Source organism: Pantoea sp. OXWO6B1, from assembly GCF_001641135.1.
GTDB classification, from domain to species: Bacteria; Pseudomonadota; Gammaproteobacteria; order Enterobacterales; family Enterobacteriaceae; genus Pantoea; species Pantoea allii.
Window position 1 is genome coordinate 1762693 of sequence record NZ_LWLR01000001.1, and the last position, 16278, is coordinate 1778970.

The window sequence follows — 16278 nt, forward strand, 5'->3', positions numbered from 1 at the left end:
CTCGGGTGAAAGTCACTATCTTAAGGCACGTGCAGGAAAAAGAGCTTGCAGGTTTTGCGTTAAAATGGCGGTAATGGAGAAAATAATTCTACCGGAGGCCCATATGCCAGATAAAATTGACCTTAAATTGCTGGCTATGTTGCAGCAGGACTGCACTACCTCGCTCCAGGTGCTGGCGGACGCGGTGAATCTCACTACCACGCCCTGCTGGAAGCGCCTGAAAAAGCTGGAAGAAGATGGCATTATTCGCGGGCGGGTTGCACTGCTGGACAATGAAAAACTTGGCCTTTCCCTGACGGCGTTTATGTTTGTCAAAACCACCCAGCACAGTAAAGCCTGGTATCAGGAGTTCGTCTCGGTGGTGCAGAGCATGCCGGAAGTGATGGGCTTTTACCGTATGGCCGGTGAGTACGATTATTTACTGCGTATTCAGGTTGCCGACATGAAAAGTTATGATGCCTTTTATAAGCGTTTAGTTAATGGTGTAACAGGCCTGATCGATGTGACCTCCAGCTTTGCGATGGAAGAGATTAAATACACGACAGCCCTGCCTGTTGGCCCTTGAGTACCAGAGATTGAGAGCAGCCTTGTGCGATTATTCAGCCAGTTAAGTTGGTATTTTATTCGTGAGTGGCGACGCTACCTTGGCGCCGTGACCTTACTGATCGTTATTGCCGTACTGCAATTACTGCCGCCCTGGGTTGTGGGCGTGATTGTTGACGGTGTCACCCATCAGAACATGAGCGCCCGCCACATAATGATGTGGATTGGCATTATGTTGCTGACGGCCGTGGTGGTTTATCTGCTGCGCTATGTCTGGCGCGTGCTGTTATTTGGGGCATCCTACCAGCTGGCCGTTGAGCTGCGCGAAGATTTTTATCGTCAGCTCAGCCGTCAGCAGCCAGCCTTTTATTTGCGTCACCGCACCGGCGATCTTATTGCCCGCGCCACCAACGATGTCGATCGTGTGGTCTTTGCCGCCGGTGAAGGCGTGCTGACGCTGGTGGATTCCCTGGTGATGGGATGCGTGGTGTTGATTGCCATGAGTACCCAAATCAGCTGGCAGTTGACGCTGGTGTCGCTGATACCCATGCCATTTATGGCGCTGGTCATTCACCGCTATGGCGAGCAGTTGCATAACCGTTTCAAACTGGCGCAGGCAGCCTTTTCCAGTCTGAACGACCAGACGCAAGAGAGCCTGACCAGTATCCGAATGATCAAGGCGTTTGGCCTGGAGCAGCATCAGTCAGAGCAGTTTGCCGATATTGCCCGCGACACCGGCGAGAAAAACCTGCGTGTTGCGCGGGTAGACGCGCGTTTTGATCCCACCATTTATATCGCGATTGGCTTTGCCAACCTGCTGGCGATTGGCGGTGGAAGCTGGCTGGTGTGGCATGAGCAAATGACGCTCGGGCAGCTCACCAGCTTTGTGATGTATCTTGGTTTGATGATCTGGCCGATGCTGGCGCTGGCATGGATGTTCAACATTGTTGAGCGTGGCAGTGCTGCCTGGAGCCGGATTCGTGCGTTACTCTCTGAGGCACCGGTGGTTGAAGACGGCGATAAAACGTTGCCCGAGCGGGCAGGGACGCTGCAGGTTGCCATTCGTGAGTTTCGCTATCCCGCCAGCTCGGGCGCGATCCTGAGCCACGTTGAGTTTCAGCTTAAGCCTGGCGATATGCTGGGCCTGTGTGGCCCGACCGGCAGTGGTAAAACCACCTTGCTGAGTTTGATTCAGCGCCACTTCGATATTCAGCAAGGGGATATTCGCTATCATGCGATTCCGCTGCCGCAACTGCGTCTGGACAGCTGGCGCAGCCGCCTGGCGGTGGTCAGCCAGACGCCGTTTTTGTTTTCCGACAGCGTGGCCAATAACATCGCGCTGGGCAAGCCCGATGCCCGTCAGGAGGATATCGAGCAGGCGGCAAAAATGGCCTGCGTCCATGACGATATCTTACGCCTGCCGCAAGGGTATGAAACCGAAGTCGGGGAGCGCGGTGTCATGCTGTCGGGCGGCCAAAAGCAGCGTATCTCAATCGCGCGTGCCCTGCTGCTCAATGCAGAGATCCTGGTTCTGGACGATGCACTGTCGGCGGTTGACGGGCGCACCGAGCATGACATTCTGCATAATCTGCGCCAGTGGGGGAAAGGAAAAACGTTGATCATTAGCGCCCATCGCTTATCCGCACTGACTGAAGCCAGTGAGATTCTGGTGTTACATCAGGGAACCGTAGCGCAACGCGGCGACCATGCCGCCCTGAGCAACAACGCGGGCTGGTATCGGGATATGTACCGCTATCAGCAACTGGAAGCCGCGCTGGATGATGATGAAACTGAAAAAGGAGCGCCACATGACTAAGTCACAACCGATGTGGCCAACACTCAAACGCCTGCTGAGTTACGGTAAACCCTGGCGCAAATCCCTGTCGCTGGCGGTGTTAATGCTGTGGGTGGCCGCCGCCGCCGAAGTCACCGGCCCCGTATTGGTAAGTTATTTCATCGATAATCTGGTGGCGAAGCATCACATGCCCTGGGGCATTGTGGCGGGCCTGGTGGTAAGTTTTATTCTGTTGCAACTGCTGGCCGCTGCGCTGCATTACGGCCAGGCGCTGCTGTTTAACCAAGCCGCTATTGGCGTGGTGCAGCGTTTACGCACCGATGCCATGGACGCGGCTCTGCGTCAGCCCCTTGCCGCGTTTGATACCCAGCCGGTTGGACAACTGATTTCCCGGGTGACCAACGACACCGAAGTCGTCAGGGATCTGTATGTGACCGTTGTGGCAACCGTTCTGCGCAGTGCGGCACTGGTGGGCGCAATGATGGTGGCCATGTTCAGTCTGGACTGGCGCATGGCGCTGGTGGCTATGTTGATTTTCCCTATGGTGCTTATCGTGATGCTGATTTATCAGCGCTTCAGCACGCCGATAGCCCGGCGCGTTCGCAGCTATCTGGCCGATATCAATAACGGCTTTAACGAAGTGATCAGTGGGATGAGCGTGATACAGCAGTTTCGCCAGCAGGCGCGCTTTGGCGAACGCATGGGTGAGGCCAGCCGCTCTCATTATCTGGCGCGCATGCAAACGCTGCGGCTTGATGGTTTCCTGCTGCGGCCACTCTTAAGCCTGTTTTCAGCACTGGTGCTGTGTGGCTTACTGCTGTTATTCAGTTTTTCGATGCCGGGTGTTTTCGAAGTCGGCGTACTGTACGCATTTATCACCTATCTGGGACGGCTTAACGAGCCGCTGATCGAACTCACGACGCAGCAGTCCATGTTGCAGCAGGCGGTCGTGGCGGGCGAACGTATTTTTGAACTGATGGATGCACCGCAACAGCATTATGGTGACAGTGACCAGCCGATGACGTCCGGGCGGATTACGCTGAATAACCTCAGTTTTGCCTATCGCGATAATCGCGACGTGCTGAGCAATATTAGTCTGGATGTCCCCTCACGCGGTTTTGTTGCCCTGGTCGGTCATACCGGTAGCGGTAAAAGCACGCTGGCAAACCTGTTAATGGGTTACTACCCGGTGACGCGCGGCCAGGTCAGGCTTGACGATCGCCCGCTGGGCGAGTATTCCCACCACGCGCTACGACGCGATATCGCTATGGTGCAGCAGGACCCGGTGGTGCTGGCCGATTCGCTGCTGGCCAACGTGCGTCTGGGCCGGGATATCAGTGAAGACGCGGTGTGGACAGCGTTGGAGCAGGTGCAACTGGCACCGCTGGCCCGCGCCTTGCCCGACGGCATTCACACCCGACTGGGCGAGCAGGGGAATAACCTGTCCGTGGGGCAAAAGCAGTTACTGGCGCTGGCGCGTGTGCTGGTGCAGTTGCCGAAGATTCTGATTCTTGATGAAGCCACTGCCAATATCGACTCCGGCACAGAGCAGGCGATTCAGCATACTCTGCGCACCCTGCGCCAGCATACGACGCTGGTGGTGATCGCTCATCGCCTCTCGACCATCACCGAAGCCGACAACATTCTGGTGCTGCACCGCGGTAACGTGGTGGAGCAGGGGACGCATCAGCAACTCCTGGCATTACAGGGGCGCTATTGGCAAATGTACCAGCTGCAACAGGCAGGTGAGGAGCTGGAACTGGCCGCGCCGTTAGTCAGCGCAGTCTGATTGCACCTTTTTTGCACATATTTTCTCCCTTGATCCGTTTGGATGCACGTCTTTGAGCCTGAGCGCACCAAAGATGTGCATCCGCTTCGCTTATCTGTCCTTCTTACCTTTCCTGTCCACATATTCAGCATTAACTGAGCCTTATTCCGTCGCGGCCTGATAACTGATTTCATCCTTTAATTACATCTGGCACAGGCTTTGCTTAAGTCTCTGCGTGTCCATGAGACTTACTTATTTCAAACCCTTAAGGAGAGGCTATGAAGCTGGTTACCGTCGTAATTAAGCCGTTCAAGCTTGAAGATGTGCGAGAGGCATTATCCTCAATTGGTATTCAGGGACTGACCGTCTCCGAAGTGAAAGGTTTTGGGCGTCAGAAAGGGCACGCCGAACTGTACCGTGGGGCGGAATACAGCGTGAACTTTCTGCCTAAAGTAAAAATTGATATCGCCATTGCCGATGACCAACTGGACGAAGTGGTGGACGTAATCAGTAAATCGGCTTACACCGGAAAAATTGGCGACGGTAAGATTTTCGTTGCTGAACTGCAGCGCGTGATTCGCATACGTACCGGCGAAACCGACGAAGCCGCACTGTAAACAAGACTCAGTAATGTGATGGGATGGAAAAAAATGAATAAAATGCTGACCAAGTTGGGCCTCACCAGCCTGGCACTGTTACCGTCGCTGGCAATGGCTGCTGCACCTGCCGTTGCAGACAAAGCCGATAACGCCTTTATGATGATTTGCACCGCGCTGGTGCTGTTTATGTCAATTCCTGGGATTGCGCTGTTTTACGGTGGCCTGATCCGCGGTAAAAACGTCCTTTCTATGCTGACCCAGGTGGCTGTGACCTTTTCGCTGGTGTGCGTGCTGTGGGTCATTTATGGCTACTCACTGGCTTTCAGTGAAGGTAACGCCTTCTTTGGTAGCTTTAACTGGGTGATGCTGAAAAACATTGCTCTGACAGCGGTGATGGGCAGCTTTTATCAATATATCCACGTGGCATTCCAGGCCTCGTTTGCCTGTATTACCGTAGGGCTGGTTGTCGGTGCTATTGCTGAACGTATTCGCTTCTCCGCGGTACTGATTTTTGTCCTGGTGTGGCTCACGCTGGCCTATGTGCCTATCGCACATATGGTATGGGCGGGCGGTTTGCTGGCTCAGGATGGCGCACTGGACTTTGCAGGCGGCACGGTGGTGCACATTAACGCTGCGGTTGCAGGCCTGGTCGGTGCTTACCTGGTGGGTAAACGTGCCGGTTTTGGTAAAGAGGCGTTTAAACCGCATAACTTGCCGATGGTGTTCACCGGTACGGCGATTCTGTATGTCGGCTGGTTTGGTTTTAACGCAGGGTCGGCGTCTGCCGCTAACGAAATTGCTGCACTGGCCTTCCTGAATACCGTTGTTGCAACTGCGGGTGCCGTGCTGGCATGGACCTTTGGTGAGTGGGCGATGCGCGGCAAACCTTCGCTGTTAGGTGCCTGTTCTGGCTTCATTGCTGGCCTGGTCGCCATCACTCCAGCCTGTGGGTATGTCGGTGTCGGTGGCGCGTTAATTATCGGTTTAGTGGGTGGTCTGGCTGGCATCTGGGGCGTGACAACGCTGAAAAGATGGCTGCGGGTTGACGATCCTTGCGACGTATTCGGTGTTCACGGCGTCTGTGGCATCATCGGTTGTATCCTGACAGGTGTATTCGCGTCTTCCTCGCTGGGCGGCGTAGGTTATGCCCCAGGCGTCACCATGGGTCATCAGGTTTCGATTCAGTTGCTGAGCGTGGGTGTCACCATTGTCTGGTCCGGTGTGGTGGCCTTCATTGGCTTCAAACTGGCGGATATGATTGTGGGTCTGCGTGTACCAGAAGAGCATGAGCGCGAAGGCCTGGACGTCAACAGCCATGGCGAGAACGCTTACAACCAATAAGTTATCTCTACAGCGATACCGATAAAACAAAGGGGCGATTTCGCCCCTTTTGCTATTCGTGACGCTGGCGCATCACCCCTTCCTGCACCGTTGACGCCACCAGCTCGCCTTGCCGGTTATAAAATTCGCCACGTACAAAGCCACGCGCACCTGACGCGGAAGTACTCTCCACGCTATACAATAGCCAGTCATTGAAGTTCAGCGAACGATGAAACCACATAGAGTGATCTATCGTCGCTACCTGCATATCGGCTTCCAGAAAACCTTTACCATGTGGCTGTAGCGCCACCGGTAAAAAGTTGAGATCGGAGGCATAGCCCAGCAGATACTGATGGATGCGCAAATCGTCTGGCAGCGTTCCGTTGGCCCGAATCCATACCTGACGCTGTGGTTTATCAACATGACCTCTCAGCGGGTTGTGGATCTGCACCGGGCGAATTTCCAGCGGCCGTTCGGCAATAAATTTTTCACGCAGTTTTTCTGGCAGCATATGGGCCATTTTTTGCGCCATCTGCTGTTCATTAGGTAAGTTATCGGGCCCTTTTACCTGCGGCATCGGCTTTTGATGTTCAAACCCGCTCTCCGGTGCCTGGAAGGAGGCCGTCATATAAAAAATCGGCTGGCCGTTTTGAATGGCGCTAACCCGACGGGCGCTAAAGCTTTTACCATCGCGCAGGCTTTCCACATCGTAAATAATGGGCTTCTGGCTGTCGCCAGGGCGGAGAAAATAGCTGTGGAAGGAATGGATAATGCGATCGTCGGGGACAGTCTGTTTGGCCGCAAAGAGTGCCTGTCCCACGACCTGACCACCAAAGACCTGACGCAGTCCCAGATCTTCGCTCTGGCCGCGAAACAGACCTTCTTCGATTTTTTCCAGATGGATTAAAGTAAGCAAATTTTCGAGTGCCTGACTCATGGCGCTTTCCTGATTATCAGTATTTACCTCAGTGTGAAAGATCCGACCAGTTTCCGTCAATCAGACTTTCTGTCTTTCATCCAACCAGGCAAACTTCTGATTTTGTGCCAACATTAAGGCATACGGCGAGTGAAACGCTGTAATGAAGATTCACTGCTAAAAATCATTTTGATCAAAAGGAGACGACATCAATGAAATTCTGGCATGTGTTAAGTGGCGTAGCGATGGCAATGGCTCTCGCAGGTTGTGCACACAAAGGCAAACCGGTGCCAACCCCGACCTTGGGTTCGGCGGTTGCAGGACAAACAGCAACGATTGCTCAGCCTAATGTCAGCGGATCGGTCTATATCCGCCAGCGTATCGCGCTTCCACCGAATGCGGCGCTGACCGTGACGCTGTCCGATGCGTCGGTGTCTGACGCACCGTCAAAAGTGCTGGCACAGCGCGTCGTACGTACGGATGGGAAACAGGCACCGTTCCACTTTGTGCTGCCTTTCAACCCAGCGGATATTCAGCCAAATGCACGTATCCTGTTGAGCGCCGCGATTACCGTTGACGGCAAAATGGCCTTTATTACTGAAGAGGTTAAACCGGTCATTAATCAGGGCGGAACGAAAGCCGATCTGGTGTTAGTGCCGGTACCATCAATGGCGATGGCGACACAACCTGGTGCAGCGACCAGCGTGCCGTCCACCTCACCGACTCAGGTTACCCCGTCAGCCGCCGTGCCTGCGCCGACGACCATGTAATGCCTTAGGGCGATATGTTCAGGGCGACCTCGTTGTCGCCCTGATGCATTAAAACCGCCAACGATATTTTTCTAAATCAATCTCACCGCCGTCACTCACTTCAACGCCTTCTGCTTCCAGCGCGTCTCGCTGACGGAATAAACGGTCACCCTGCAACGAAATCGTGCCATGACGGTTAATCACCCGATGCCAGGGAAGCGTGCTGCCCTCGGGTAAGCGACTGAGTACGCCACCGACCTGACGTGCTGCTCTGGGCGAGCCGGCCAACAATGCGACGTCACCATAGGTGGTGACTTTACCGGGTGGAATCGCGGCGACGATTTGCCAGATTCGCTGTTTAAAGCTGTCAGTGCTGTCCATCGGCGTACCCTGCCCAAAAAAAGACGATGATTTTATCACAATGCAGGTTAATTATCGGCGATCGTACAAGAAACCAACGGTCATCCCCACCAGGCTTGCAATTGCCGGGGGCTTCCCCGATAATGCCTCCGCTCTCGAAATGAGGGCTAGTCAATGGAGGCCCTGTTGGTTCTCCCGCAATGCTAGCTTGTGAACTCGGTCAGGTCCGGAAGGAAGCAGCCGCAGCAGGTGACGTGTGTGCCGGGATGTAGCTGGCAGGGCCTCCACCATTTCATCTCTGTCACATCCCTTTCTTCAAATGATAAACAGCCGAAGCTCGCCTGGGCCGTTCCATTGCCGGCAGGCGAGTTATGCAGATACTGGCTGGTGAAATCAGATTAAACGTAAAGCAAAAATAACTTAGCGTACAAATTTCCAGACTGAGACCGGTACTTTGTCATAAAGCTTGTTCATGGTCAGTTCCGCCAGACGATGGTCGGCTGCTGAGTAGAATACTGCTAATTCGTCATCGGGTAATTCGTACTTATTTTTTTCAATCACTCTTTCCAGCGTGTCAATTGAACGACAGCGCCTCAGTCGCATCAAATAATCAGTTTTAGTTAGGGTTTTGTTCATAAATAAACCGTTCTCACGTCAGTACTATAATGAATGGCTTGGCTGTTGAAGAAAAGCGCACTCTTCAGTAAACAGATTAAATAAACGTTTCGCTGAGCGTTGCCAGCGCTGAAGGTCCTGAGTGTTTACACTATAGTTGCTGAACAGCATAAAGGTATCATCAAGATATTCATCGATTTGGGTAATCAGTGCTTCGTCTTCAACATGCTTAATTTTGTAATTCATGGTGAAAGAGGCGATATGCTCAATCAGATCGTTTAGCTGTAAATTGCTTTCGGCAGTAGGATCATTAACCCAGCCATGATGACTGTCAGTTAATGTCGCCATGCTTGCGTCAAACAAACTCTCACACAAGTATTTAAGCTGGGCAATATCATGCCGTTTCGGTGAGTATTCGTCCATCTTTTTCCCCTCCGTAGCAAGCAAAGTTACCGCAATGCGGCAAGATTAGGTGAAGTGGCAAAGAAGTGGTTGTCGGGTTTGTAAATAACGGACTGAGTTAAGAATAGTGTAAAATCATTAGTTCTGCTCACCTCCATTACTAAATATTACAATTCATCGCCAGGTGAGGGGCGCTGATTCTCGATCGGCTCAAACACAAGCGCAGCAGGGCTGATATGAAAGCTGACTTGTTCATTCTGCGTAATGGTTTCATTTAAATCCAGGCAGGGATTAAATACATTCCACTGAAAATCGTAAAGTAACTTAAATCTATTCGACCCCGTCATCTCAACAGCAATAACTTTTAAACTGTCTGGCACTAACATGGCATTAGCTGAATACCATTGTAAATCGCCAACCAGAGAATCTGTTATTTTGAGAATATTCCGCCCAATAATTGTGGCTAATTTTGCGCAATCCGTTTCATCCTGCGCGACATTGCATTCAATTCTTACTGACATGGCCTGCTCATAAATAACGCCTGTAAACCCATCATTGATGTTCTTCTGGCGGTTTGCAAGTAGCAGTGCGCCTGTAATAAGAGATTAGTAGTGCCAGTTTTAAGCAAGTGATTGATTCGTTACTGCTTATCAAACGTGGCTTTACAGGCAATTTGTGCGCTGATTTATTTTTTGAAACACATTGCTGTGCCTCTGGCACCACAACATCGGATATCATGGTTGTTATGTTATAACATTTTTCCTGGTGCAGTGATGAATCAAAGTGGGCTGTTAATGTCACTCGGTGGGCGGTTAGTCGTAGCACTCATGTTAATCGCTGTTCTGGCAATAGCGATGTGGTGGGGAATGCAGCCGTGATAGCGTTCAGAAATTTGCAGGTGGGTTATCAGGGGCAATCGGTGACGCCCGTTGTGACGACGGAGCTGGCTCAGGGCAGCATGACCGCTCTGATGGGAGCGAACGGGAGCGGAAAATCCACGCTGATTAAAACCATTGCCGGCTTATTGCCGCCGGTGAAAGGACAGTGTGAGCTGCATGTCCCACGTCGCGAAGTCGGGTGGCTACCTCAGCGCAGTGAGCTGGAAACACGTTTCCCGCTGACCGTCTATGAACTGGTTTCGATAGGCTGCTGGCCGCGCTGTGGATGGTTTGGTGGTATCAACCGGGCATTACGCAAAGAGATCAGCGACGCGCTGGATGCGGTGCAGATGAGCGACTATGCCGATGCTCAACCTTCCACCTTATCTGGTGGGCAGCTGCAGCGCGTGCTGTTTGCCCGGCTCATGCTGCAACGCAGTCGCCTGTGGTTGCTTGATGAACCCTTTAACGGCATAGACAGCAAGACGGTGACGTTGCTGATGTCTGTTTTGCAGCAGCAGCAGCAGGCCGGTACCACGCTCATGGTGGTGCTGCATGACCATCCCCTGGTGGAGCGCTACTTCACGGATGTTCTGTCTATGGATGATGGTTCTCATCGACGTAGCATGGTCGATACCGCTCCGTTACGGAGCGTCGCGCCGTGACAATTATTCAACCTTTCATTGAGTTCAGCTTTATGCGACGGGCGCTGGTGGCCTGTGTCGCGCTGGCGTTCAGTGCCACGCCGCTGGGCGTTTTCCTGTCTCTGCGCCGGATGAGCTTAATCGGGGATGCTTTATCCCATGCCGTGCTGCCCGGTGCCGCCATCGGCTATTTAATCTCGGGTTTGTCCCTGGTGGCGATGGGCGTTGGCGGACTGATTGCAGGCCTGGCGGTGGCGCTGCTGTCGGGGGCCGTCAGTCGTTATACGCCACTTAAAGAAGATGCCAGCTTTGCCGGATTTTACCTCGGCTCGCTGGCGCTGGGCGTCACGCTGGTTTCACTGCGTGGCTCCAGCGTCGATCTGCTGCACGTTCTGTTTGGATCGCTGCTGGCGGTGGATAATCCTGCACTGGCGGTGGTCGGCGGTATCGCCGCGTTTACGCTGCTAATGCTGGCCGTCATCTACCGTCCTCTGGTCATTGATGCATTCGATTCAGATTTTCTGCGCGCGCAGGGCAAATGGAGTGCGCCGCTGGTGCACGGTATTTTCCTGACGCTGGTGGTGCTTAACCTGGTCGCGGGTTTTCAGGTGCTGGGCACATTAATGTCGGTCGGGCTGATGATGTTGCCCGCCGCCAGCGCACGCTTCTGGAGTCGTCACCTTGTCGTCATGCTGGGCTCAGCCATGTTGATGGCCGTGCTGTCTGCGTTTGCGGGGCTGGTACTTTCCTGGCACTTTTCACTGCCGGCAGGCCCGGCGGTGGTATTAAGTGCCGCGATGCTGTTTTTTCTCTCCATCTTAACAGGGCCGTGCGGTGGCATTCTGCGCCGCCATTAATCAGAGGTAGCTATGAAGATATTACCCATTAGTCTGGCAATTGGGGCGTTAGTCATCAGTCCATTATCAATGGCAAAAACGGTAGATGCGGTAGCCAGTTTTACCGTGCTGGCCGATATCGTGAAACAAATTGGGGGCGATCACGTTCACGTAAAAAGCCTGGTAGGGCCGAATGGTGATCCCCACACGTTTGAACCCACGCCACAAGACAGCGAAGCACTGGCAAAAGCCGACGTTGTCTTTGTCAGTGGTTTGGGGCTGGAAGGCTGGATGAATCGTCTGGTGAGTGCGTCGGGCTATAAAGGGCAACCTGTTGTGGCCTCGACGGGCATTGAAACACGGACGATGGAAGAGGATGGCAAAACCATCACCGATCCCCATGCGTGGAACAGCATGTATAACGGCACGATTTATGCCAAAAACGTGATGGATGCGTTGATTAAGGCTGACCCGCAGGATGCTGATGATATCCGTAAGCGCGGCGAAAATTATATTCAGCAGCTACAGAAACTGGACAGCTGGGCCAAAACGTCTTTCGCGGCAATTCCACAACAAAAACGTAAAGTGCTGACCAGTCATGATGCTTTTGGGTACTTCGGGCAACGCTATGGCGTTACCTTCCTGGCACCTGTCGGTTTCTCAACGGAAGCGGAAGCCAGCGCCAGCGATGTGGCCAGCCTGATCACCCAGCTTAAGCAGCAACATATTAAAACCTACTTTATGGAAAACCAGACCGATCCTCGCCTGGTGAAACAGATTGCCAGCGCCACCGGTGCTAAACCTGGGGGTGAGCTGTATCCTGAAGCGCTGTCAACGGCTTCCGGCCCTGCGCCCACCTATGAAGCGGCGTTTAAACACAATGTTGAGGTCATGCTCAAAAGCATGCCCTGAGCATAAAAAAAGCCGGAATGGCGGGTGAGCGACATTCCGGCTAAGGTTCACGACACATCAACGTTTTTTCTTTCTTCCCTGCACGGCTTTAAAGCGCGGATTCGTTTTGCAGATGACATAGATGCGGCCTTTACGGCGTACCACTTTACAATCCCGATGCCGGTTCTTGGCGGAACGCAGCGAACTCAATACCTGCATGATGTCCTCTCTTATCGACGGCCCAGAAAACGGCTGAAGCGCTGGTTAAAGCGCGCGGTACTGCCTTCTTTAGCAAAGTCTTTCTGTTTACCGGTATAAAACACATGGGATGCCGACGAGACGTCGAGTGTAATGTAAGGCAGGGTTTCGCCTTCAAACTCAACGGTGCGGTCAGTCTTAATGGTTGAACCGATTTTGAAATACACGTCAGCAGAGGTGTCATGGAACACCACGGCACGATACGAGGGATGAATACCTGCTTTCATAATTGTCACCAATGTAATGTTATAATATAACAATATTATGCGCTGCACCTGATCCGAATGCAACCCTCGAAAAACCAGGGGCAAACAGCGTCGAGGCAGGGAGAAAACCGCATGCAGGTGACAAGCCAACGCAAGCAAACCGAAAAGCGTAAAGGCAGGTTGATACCGGCGATGTTCCGACGAAGGTCAGAGGCGCAAGCTAAAGCACGTGAAGGCTGGCAGAGATCAATCTGTGGCGAGGGAAGTCAGCGTGGCGGTAAACAGTGAAGGGATTAAAAAAGGCCGCTGACGCGGCCTTTATGTTTACAGATTAATGCGTGTGGTTATCGACAGGATGATCCTTTTCGATGTCCGCTTTGTTCTTACCGAAGCGACGGCGCACCACAACAAAGAATACCGGTACAAAGAAGATAGCCAGCGCGGTAGCGGTAACCATACCGCCCATTACGCCGGTACCGACCGCATTCTGCGCACCTGAACCTGCACCGGTGCTGATGGCCAGAGGCAGTACGCCAAGAATAAAGGCCAGCGAGGTCATCAGGATAGGACGCAGACGCATACGACAGGCTTCAAGCGTCGCTTCCACCAGACCCTTACCTTCTTTCTCCATCAGATCCTTCGCGAATTCCACGATCAGGATGGCGTTCTTCGCCGAGAGGCCAACGGTTGTCAGTAACCCCACGACAAAGTAAACGTCATTACTCAGGCCACGTAAGGTGGTGAAGAGTAACGCACCGACCACGCCAAGCGGCACGACCAGCATGACGGAGAACGGAATTGACCAGCTCTCATAGAGTGCGGCAAGACACAGGAATACCACAATCAGCGAAATGGCATACAGAGCCGGTGCCTGGTTGCCTGACAGACGTTCCTGATAGGACATTCCCGTCCAGTCATAACCGATGCCAGTTGGCAGCTTAGAGGCCAGCTCTTCCATCATGTTCATGGCTTCACCTGAACTCTTGCCCGGTGTAGGCTGACCCAGAATTTCCATGGCTGGCAAACCGTTATAGCGTTCCAGACGCGGTGAACCATACTGCCAGTGAGCGGAGGAGAAGGCAGAGAAGGGCACCATCTCGCCGTTGCTGTTACGGACGAACCACTTATTAATGTCGTCCGGCAGCATACGTGCGTCGGCTTTACCCATCACGTAGACCTTCTTCACACGACCACGGTCAATAAAGTCATTGACGTAAGAGCCGCCCCAGGATGCGCCGAGCGTGGTGTTAATGTCACTGAGTGACACGCCCAATGCCTGCGCTTTCTCCTGGTCAATATCCAGTTTGAACTGCGGGGTATCTTCCAGACCATTTGGACGGACACCGACCAACGTATCCGGATGCTGGGCAATCATGCCTAACAGCTGGTTACGCGCCTGCGTCAGTTTTTCATGACCAAGGTTTGCCTGATCGATTAGCTCAAAGTCAAAGCCCGTGGCGTTACCTAATTCAATAATCGCTGGCAGGTTAAACGCAAACACCATACCGTCTTTGATTTGGCCGAGAGCCTGCATGGCACGTCCCTGGATAGCCGGAACTTTCATGTTGCTGCTGGTACGCTCATCCCAGGGCTTCAGGCTGACAAAGGCGATACCGGTGTTCTGTCCACGACCCGCAAAACCAAACCCGGCAACGGTAAAGACCGATTTCACCGAGTCCTTTTCTTTTGTCAGGAAGTAGTCAGAAACCTGATCCAGTACCTTCTGCGTACGTTCCTGGGTCGCACCCGCAGGGAGCTGTGCCTGAGCCAGTAACAGGCCCTGATCTTCTTCCGGCAGGAAGGAGGAGGGCAGGCGCAGGAACAGAAACGCCATTCCCACCACAATCAGCAGGTAAAGCAGCAGATAACGACCGGTGCCGCGAACGATATGGCCCACGCTATCGACATAGTGATGCGTGCTCTTGTCGAATAGACGGTTAAACCAACCAAAGAAACCGGTGGTTTTACCATGGTCGCCTTTTTTCACCGGTTTGAGCATGGTGGCGCACAGTGCCGGCGTCAGAATCAATGCGACCAGCACCGACAGCGCCATCGCGGACACAATGGTGATAGAGAACTGACGGTAAATGACACCGGTTGAGCCACCAAAGAAGGCCATCGGAATAAATACCGCTGACAGCACCAGGGCAATACCGACCAGCGCGCCCTGAATCTGTCCCATCGACCGCTTCGTGGCTTCTTTGGGTGGTAGCCCTTCCTCCACCATGACGCGCTCGACGTTCTCGACCACCACGATGGCATCATCCACCAGCAAGCCGATGGCAAGCACCATCCCGAACATCGTCAGGGTATTTATCGAGTAGCCAAAGGCGCTGATAATCGCAAAGGTACCCAGCAATACAACAGGGACGGCAATTGTCGGAATCAGTGTGGCACGGAAGTTTTGCAGGAACAGATACATCACCAGGAACACTAACAGAATGGCTTCCATCAGCGTCTTCACCACTTCGAAAATAGAGATTTTTACGAAAGGTGTGGTGTCATAAGGATAAACAACCTTCATGCCTGCCGGGAACGTGGGCTGCAGTTTTGCCAGCTCCGCCTTCACCGCATCTGCCGTATTAAGGGCATTCGCGCCGGTGGCCAGTTTGATACCAATACCGGAAGCCGGTTTGCCATTATAACGCGCGATGATCTCGTAGTTTTCACCCCCCAGTTCAATCTGCGCCACATCGCGCAGGCGGACCTGAGAACCATCACTGTTCACTTTCAGTAAAATGTTGCCGAACTCTTTGGTGGAGGTCAGACGGGTTTGCGCAATGATGGAGGCGTTTAACTGCTGTCCCGGTACTGGTGGCGTGCCGCCTAACTGACCGGCAGCCACCTGGGCATTCTGAGTTTTCAGCGCATTAATAACGTCAAAAGGGGTTAACTGGTAGTTATTAAGCTTGTTGGGGTCCATCCAGATACGCATCGCATACTGCGCACCAAATACCTGAGTGTCACCTACGCCAGGCGTACGGCTGATAGGATCTTTGATATTGGAGGCCACATAGTCAGAAATATCGTTCTGCGTCATGCTGCCGTCATCGCTGATAAAACCGGCGACCATCAGGAAGCTACTGGAGGATTTTTTAACCTGAATCCCCTGTTGTTGCACTTCCTGAGGCAGCAACGGCATGGCCAGCTGCAGTTTGTTCTGCACCTGGACCTGGGCGATGTCTGCATCGGTACCTGACTCAAACGAAATCGTCAGCGTCAGTGCACCTGATGAGTCACTGCTTGATGACATATACATCAGGCCATCAATACCATTCATATTTTGTTCGATGACCTGCGTCACCGAGTCTTGCAGCGTTTTGGCGTCAGCACCGGGGTAGTTGGCCTGAATCTCAATTGCCGGTGGCGCAACATTGGGATATTGCTCAATCGGTAATTTGAGAATCGATAACGCGCCCGCTAGCATCACGATAATAGCAAGGACCCACGCAAAGATGGGGCGATCGATAAAGAACTTAGCCATGTATCAACGGCTCC

The 16278-nt window shown here is 53.0% G+C and carries 17 protein-coding genes and 1 other RNA gene; 10 read left to right on the forward strand and 8 right to left on the reverse strand.

The window, feature by feature from the left end; all coding sequences use genetic code 11:
• Positions 1 to 103: 103 nt before the first annotated feature.
• The 5 genes from A6A26_RS10390 to amtB all read left to right on the forward strand — a co-directional run bounded on the left by A6A26_RS10390 (position 104) and on the right by amtB (position 6046).
• Positions 104 to 565, forward strand: a complete 462-nt coding sequence (locus A6A26_RS10390; protein ID WP_015700832.1) for an Lrp/AsnC family transcriptional regulator — start codon at positions 104 to 106, stop codon at positions 563 to 565.
• Between the two features lie 24 nt (positions 566 to 589).
• Entirely contained in the window at positions 590 to 2359 is a 1770-nt protein-coding gene (locus tag A6A26_RS10395; protein WP_063878658.1) for a SmdA family multidrug ABC transporter permease/ATP-binding protein, read from the forward strand.
• Entirely contained in the window at positions 2352 to 4127 is a 1776-nt protein-coding gene (locus tag A6A26_RS10400; protein ID WP_063878659.1) for a SmdB family multidrug efflux ABC transporter permease/ATP-binding protein, read from the forward strand. Before A6A26_RS10395 ends, A6A26_RS10400 begins: the two co-directional genes overlap by 8 nt.
• 257 nt (positions 4128 to 4384) lie before the next feature.
• Positions 4385 to 4723 carry a P-II family nitrogen regulator gene (gene glnK / locus A6A26_RS10405; protein WP_013024898.1) on the forward strand — a complete coding sequence of 113 codons (339 nt, stop codon included), beginning with the start codon at positions 4385 to 4387 and terminating at the stop codon, positions 4721 to 4723.
• A gap of 33 nt (positions 4724 to 4756) precedes the next feature.
• Positions 4757 to 6046: an ammonium transporter AmtB gene (gene amtB / locus A6A26_RS10410; protein WP_063878660.1), complete on the forward strand. Its 1290-nt coding sequence runs from the start codon at positions 4757 to 4759 to the stop codon at positions 6044 to 6046.
• A gap of 52 nt (positions 6047 to 6098) precedes the next feature.
• On the opposite strand, the gene tesB is transcribed toward amtB, so the two are convergent.
• Positions 6099 to 6962 carry an acyl-CoA thioesterase II gene (gene tesB, locus A6A26_RS10415; RefSeq protein WP_063878661.1) on the reverse strand — a complete coding sequence of 288 codons (864 nt, stop codon included), beginning with the start codon at positions 6960 to 6962 and terminating at the stop codon, positions 6099 to 6101.
• Positions 6963 to 7153: 191 nt separating this feature from the next.
• On the opposite strand from tesB, the gene A6A26_RS10420 reads away from it, so the two are divergent.
• Positions 7154 to 7711, forward strand: a complete 558-nt coding sequence (locus A6A26_RS10420) for a YbaY family lipoprotein (RefSeq protein WP_063878662.1) — start codon at positions 7154 to 7156, stop codon at positions 7709 to 7711.
• Between the two features lie 48 nt (positions 7712 to 7759).
• Here A6A26_RS10420 and A6A26_RS10425 read toward each other — a convergent pair whose 3' ends face one another.
• Positions 7760 to 8071, reverse strand: a complete 312-nt coding sequence (locus A6A26_RS10425) for an MGMT family protein (protein WP_063878663.1) — start codon at positions 8069 to 8071, stop codon at positions 7760 to 7762.
• Positions 8072 to 8234: 163 nt separating this feature from the next.
• On the opposite strand from A6A26_RS10425, the gene ffs reads away from it, so the two are divergent.
• Positions 8235 to 8331, forward strand: an RNA gene (gene ffs, locus A6A26_RS10430) — signal recognition particle sRNA small type.
• 139 nt (positions 8332 to 8470) lie between these two features.
• Here the strand turns inward: ffs and A6A26_RS10435 are convergent.
• From A6A26_RS10435 to A6A26_RS10445, 3 genes are all read right to left on the reverse strand, one after another.
• A complete protein-coding gene (locus A6A26_RS10435) occupies positions 8471 to 8686 on the reverse strand; it encodes an HHA domain-containing protein (protein ID WP_063878664.1) in 216 nt (71 codons plus the stop codon).
• A gap of 24 nt (positions 8687 to 8710) precedes the next feature.
• Positions 8711 to 9088 carry an Hha toxicity modulator TomB gene (tomB, locus tag A6A26_RS10440; RefSeq protein WP_063878665.1) on the reverse strand — a complete coding sequence of 126 codons (378 nt, stop codon included), beginning with the start codon at positions 9086 to 9088 and terminating at the stop codon, positions 8711 to 8713.
• A gap of 146 nt (positions 9089 to 9234) precedes the next feature.
• Positions 9235 to 9588 carry a hypothetical protein gene (locus A6A26_RS10445; RefSeq protein ID WP_063878666.1) on the reverse strand — a complete coding sequence of 118 codons (354 nt, stop codon included), beginning with the start codon at positions 9586 to 9588 and terminating at the stop codon, positions 9235 to 9237.
• A 353-nt stretch (positions 9589 to 9941) separates the two neighbouring features.
• Here A6A26_RS10445 and A6A26_RS10450 point away from each other — a divergent pair, with 353 nt between their 5' ends.
• Genes A6A26_RS10450 through A6A26_RS10460 form a run of 3 tightly spaced genes read left to right on the forward strand, consistent with a single transcriptional unit; the run spans position 9942 to position 12337 of the window.
• Positions 9942 to 10610 (forward strand): metal ABC transporter ATP-binding protein, encoded by a 669-nt coding sequence (locus A6A26_RS10450; protein ID WP_063881117.1) that lies wholly within the window; start codon positions 9942 to 9944, stop codon positions 10608 to 10610.
• Positions 10607 to 11446, forward strand: coding sequence for a metal ABC transporter permease (locus A6A26_RS10455; protein ID WP_063878667.1), 840 nt, complete (start codon positions 10607 to 10609; stop codon positions 11444 to 11446). Before A6A26_RS10450 ends, A6A26_RS10455 begins: the two co-directional genes overlap by 4 nt.
• Before the next feature lie 12 nt (positions 11447 to 11458).
• A complete protein-coding gene (locus A6A26_RS10460; RefSeq protein WP_063878668.1) occupies positions 11459 to 12337 on the forward strand; it encodes a metal ABC transporter substrate-binding protein in 879 nt (292 codons plus the stop codon).
• Between the two features lie 57 nt (positions 12338 to 12394).
• On the opposite strand, the gene ykgO is transcribed toward A6A26_RS10460, so the two are convergent.
• From ykgO to A6A26_RS10475, 3 genes are all read right to left on the reverse strand, one after another.
• Positions 12395 to 12535, reverse strand: coding sequence for a type B 50S ribosomal protein L36 (gene ykgO / locus A6A26_RS10465; protein ID WP_063878669.1), 141 nt, complete (start codon positions 12533 to 12535; stop codon positions 12395 to 12397).
• Positions 12536 to 12546: 11 nt separating this feature from the next.
• The gene (locus tag A6A26_RS10470; protein ID WP_063881118.1) at positions 12547 to 12801 is read right to left on the reverse strand and encodes a type B 50S ribosomal protein L31; all 255 of its coding nucleotides are present in this window, start codon (positions 12799 to 12801) and stop codon (positions 12547 to 12549) included.
• 310 nt (positions 12802 to 13111) lie between these two features.
• Positions 13112 to 16264, reverse strand: coding sequence for a multidrug efflux RND transporter permease subunit AcrB (locus A6A26_RS10475; RefSeq protein WP_063878670.1), 3153 nt, complete (start codon positions 16262 to 16264; stop codon positions 13112 to 13114).
• Positions 16265 to 16278 lie beyond the last annotated feature (14 nt).

Coding starts and splice junctions, on each gene's coding strand:
- A6A26_RS10390 (WP_015700832.1), top strand. CDS start 104: ATGCCAGATAAAATTGACCTTAAATTGCTGGCTATGTTGCAGCAGGAC.
- A6A26_RS10400 (WP_063878659.1), top strand. CDS start 2,352: ATGACTAAGTCACAACCGATGTGGCCAACACTCAAACGCCTGCTGAGT.
- glnK (WP_013024898.1), top strand. CDS start 4,385: ATGAAGCTGGTTACCGTCGTAATTAAGCCGTTCAAGCTTGAAGATGTG.
- amtB (WP_063878660.1), top strand. CDS start 4,757: ATGAATAAAATGCTGACCAAGTTGGGCCTCACCAGCCTGGCACTGTTA.
- tesB (WP_063878661.1), bottom strand. CDS start 6,962: ATGAGTCAGGCACTCGAAAATTTGCTTACTTTAATCCATCTGGAAAAA.
- A6A26_RS10420 (WP_063878662.1), top strand. CDS start 7,154: ATGAAATTCTGGCATGTGTTAAGTGGCGTAGCGATGGCAATGGCTCTC.
- A6A26_RS10425 (WP_063878663.1), bottom strand. CDS start 8,071: ATGGACAGCACTGACAGCTTTAAACAGCGAATCTGGCAAATCGTCGCC.
- A6A26_RS10435 (WP_063878664.1), bottom strand. CDS start 8,686: ATGAACAAAACCCTAACTAAAACTGATTATTTGATGCGACTGAGGCGC.
- tomB (WP_063878665.1), bottom strand. CDS start 9,088: ATGGACGAATACTCACCGAAACGGCATGATATTGCCCAGCTTAAATAC.
- A6A26_RS10445 (WP_063878666.1), bottom strand. CDS start 9,588: ATGTCAGTAAGAATTGAATGCAATGTCGCGCAGGATGAAACGGATTGC.
- A6A26_RS10460 (WP_063878668.1), top strand. CDS start 11,459: ATGAAGATATTACCCATTAGTCTGGCAATTGGGGCGTTAGTCATCAGT.
- ykgO (WP_063878669.1), bottom strand. CDS start 12,535: ATGCAGGTATTGAGTTCGCTGCGTTCCGCCAAGAACCGGCATCGGGAT.
- A6A26_RS10470 (WP_063881118.1), bottom strand. CDS start 12,801: ATGAAAGCAGGTATTCATCCCTCGTATCGTGCCGTGGTGTTCCATGAC.
- A6A26_RS10475 (WP_063878670.1), bottom strand. CDS start 16,264: ATGGCTAAGTTCTTTATCGATCGCCCCATCTTTGCGTGGGTCCTTGCT.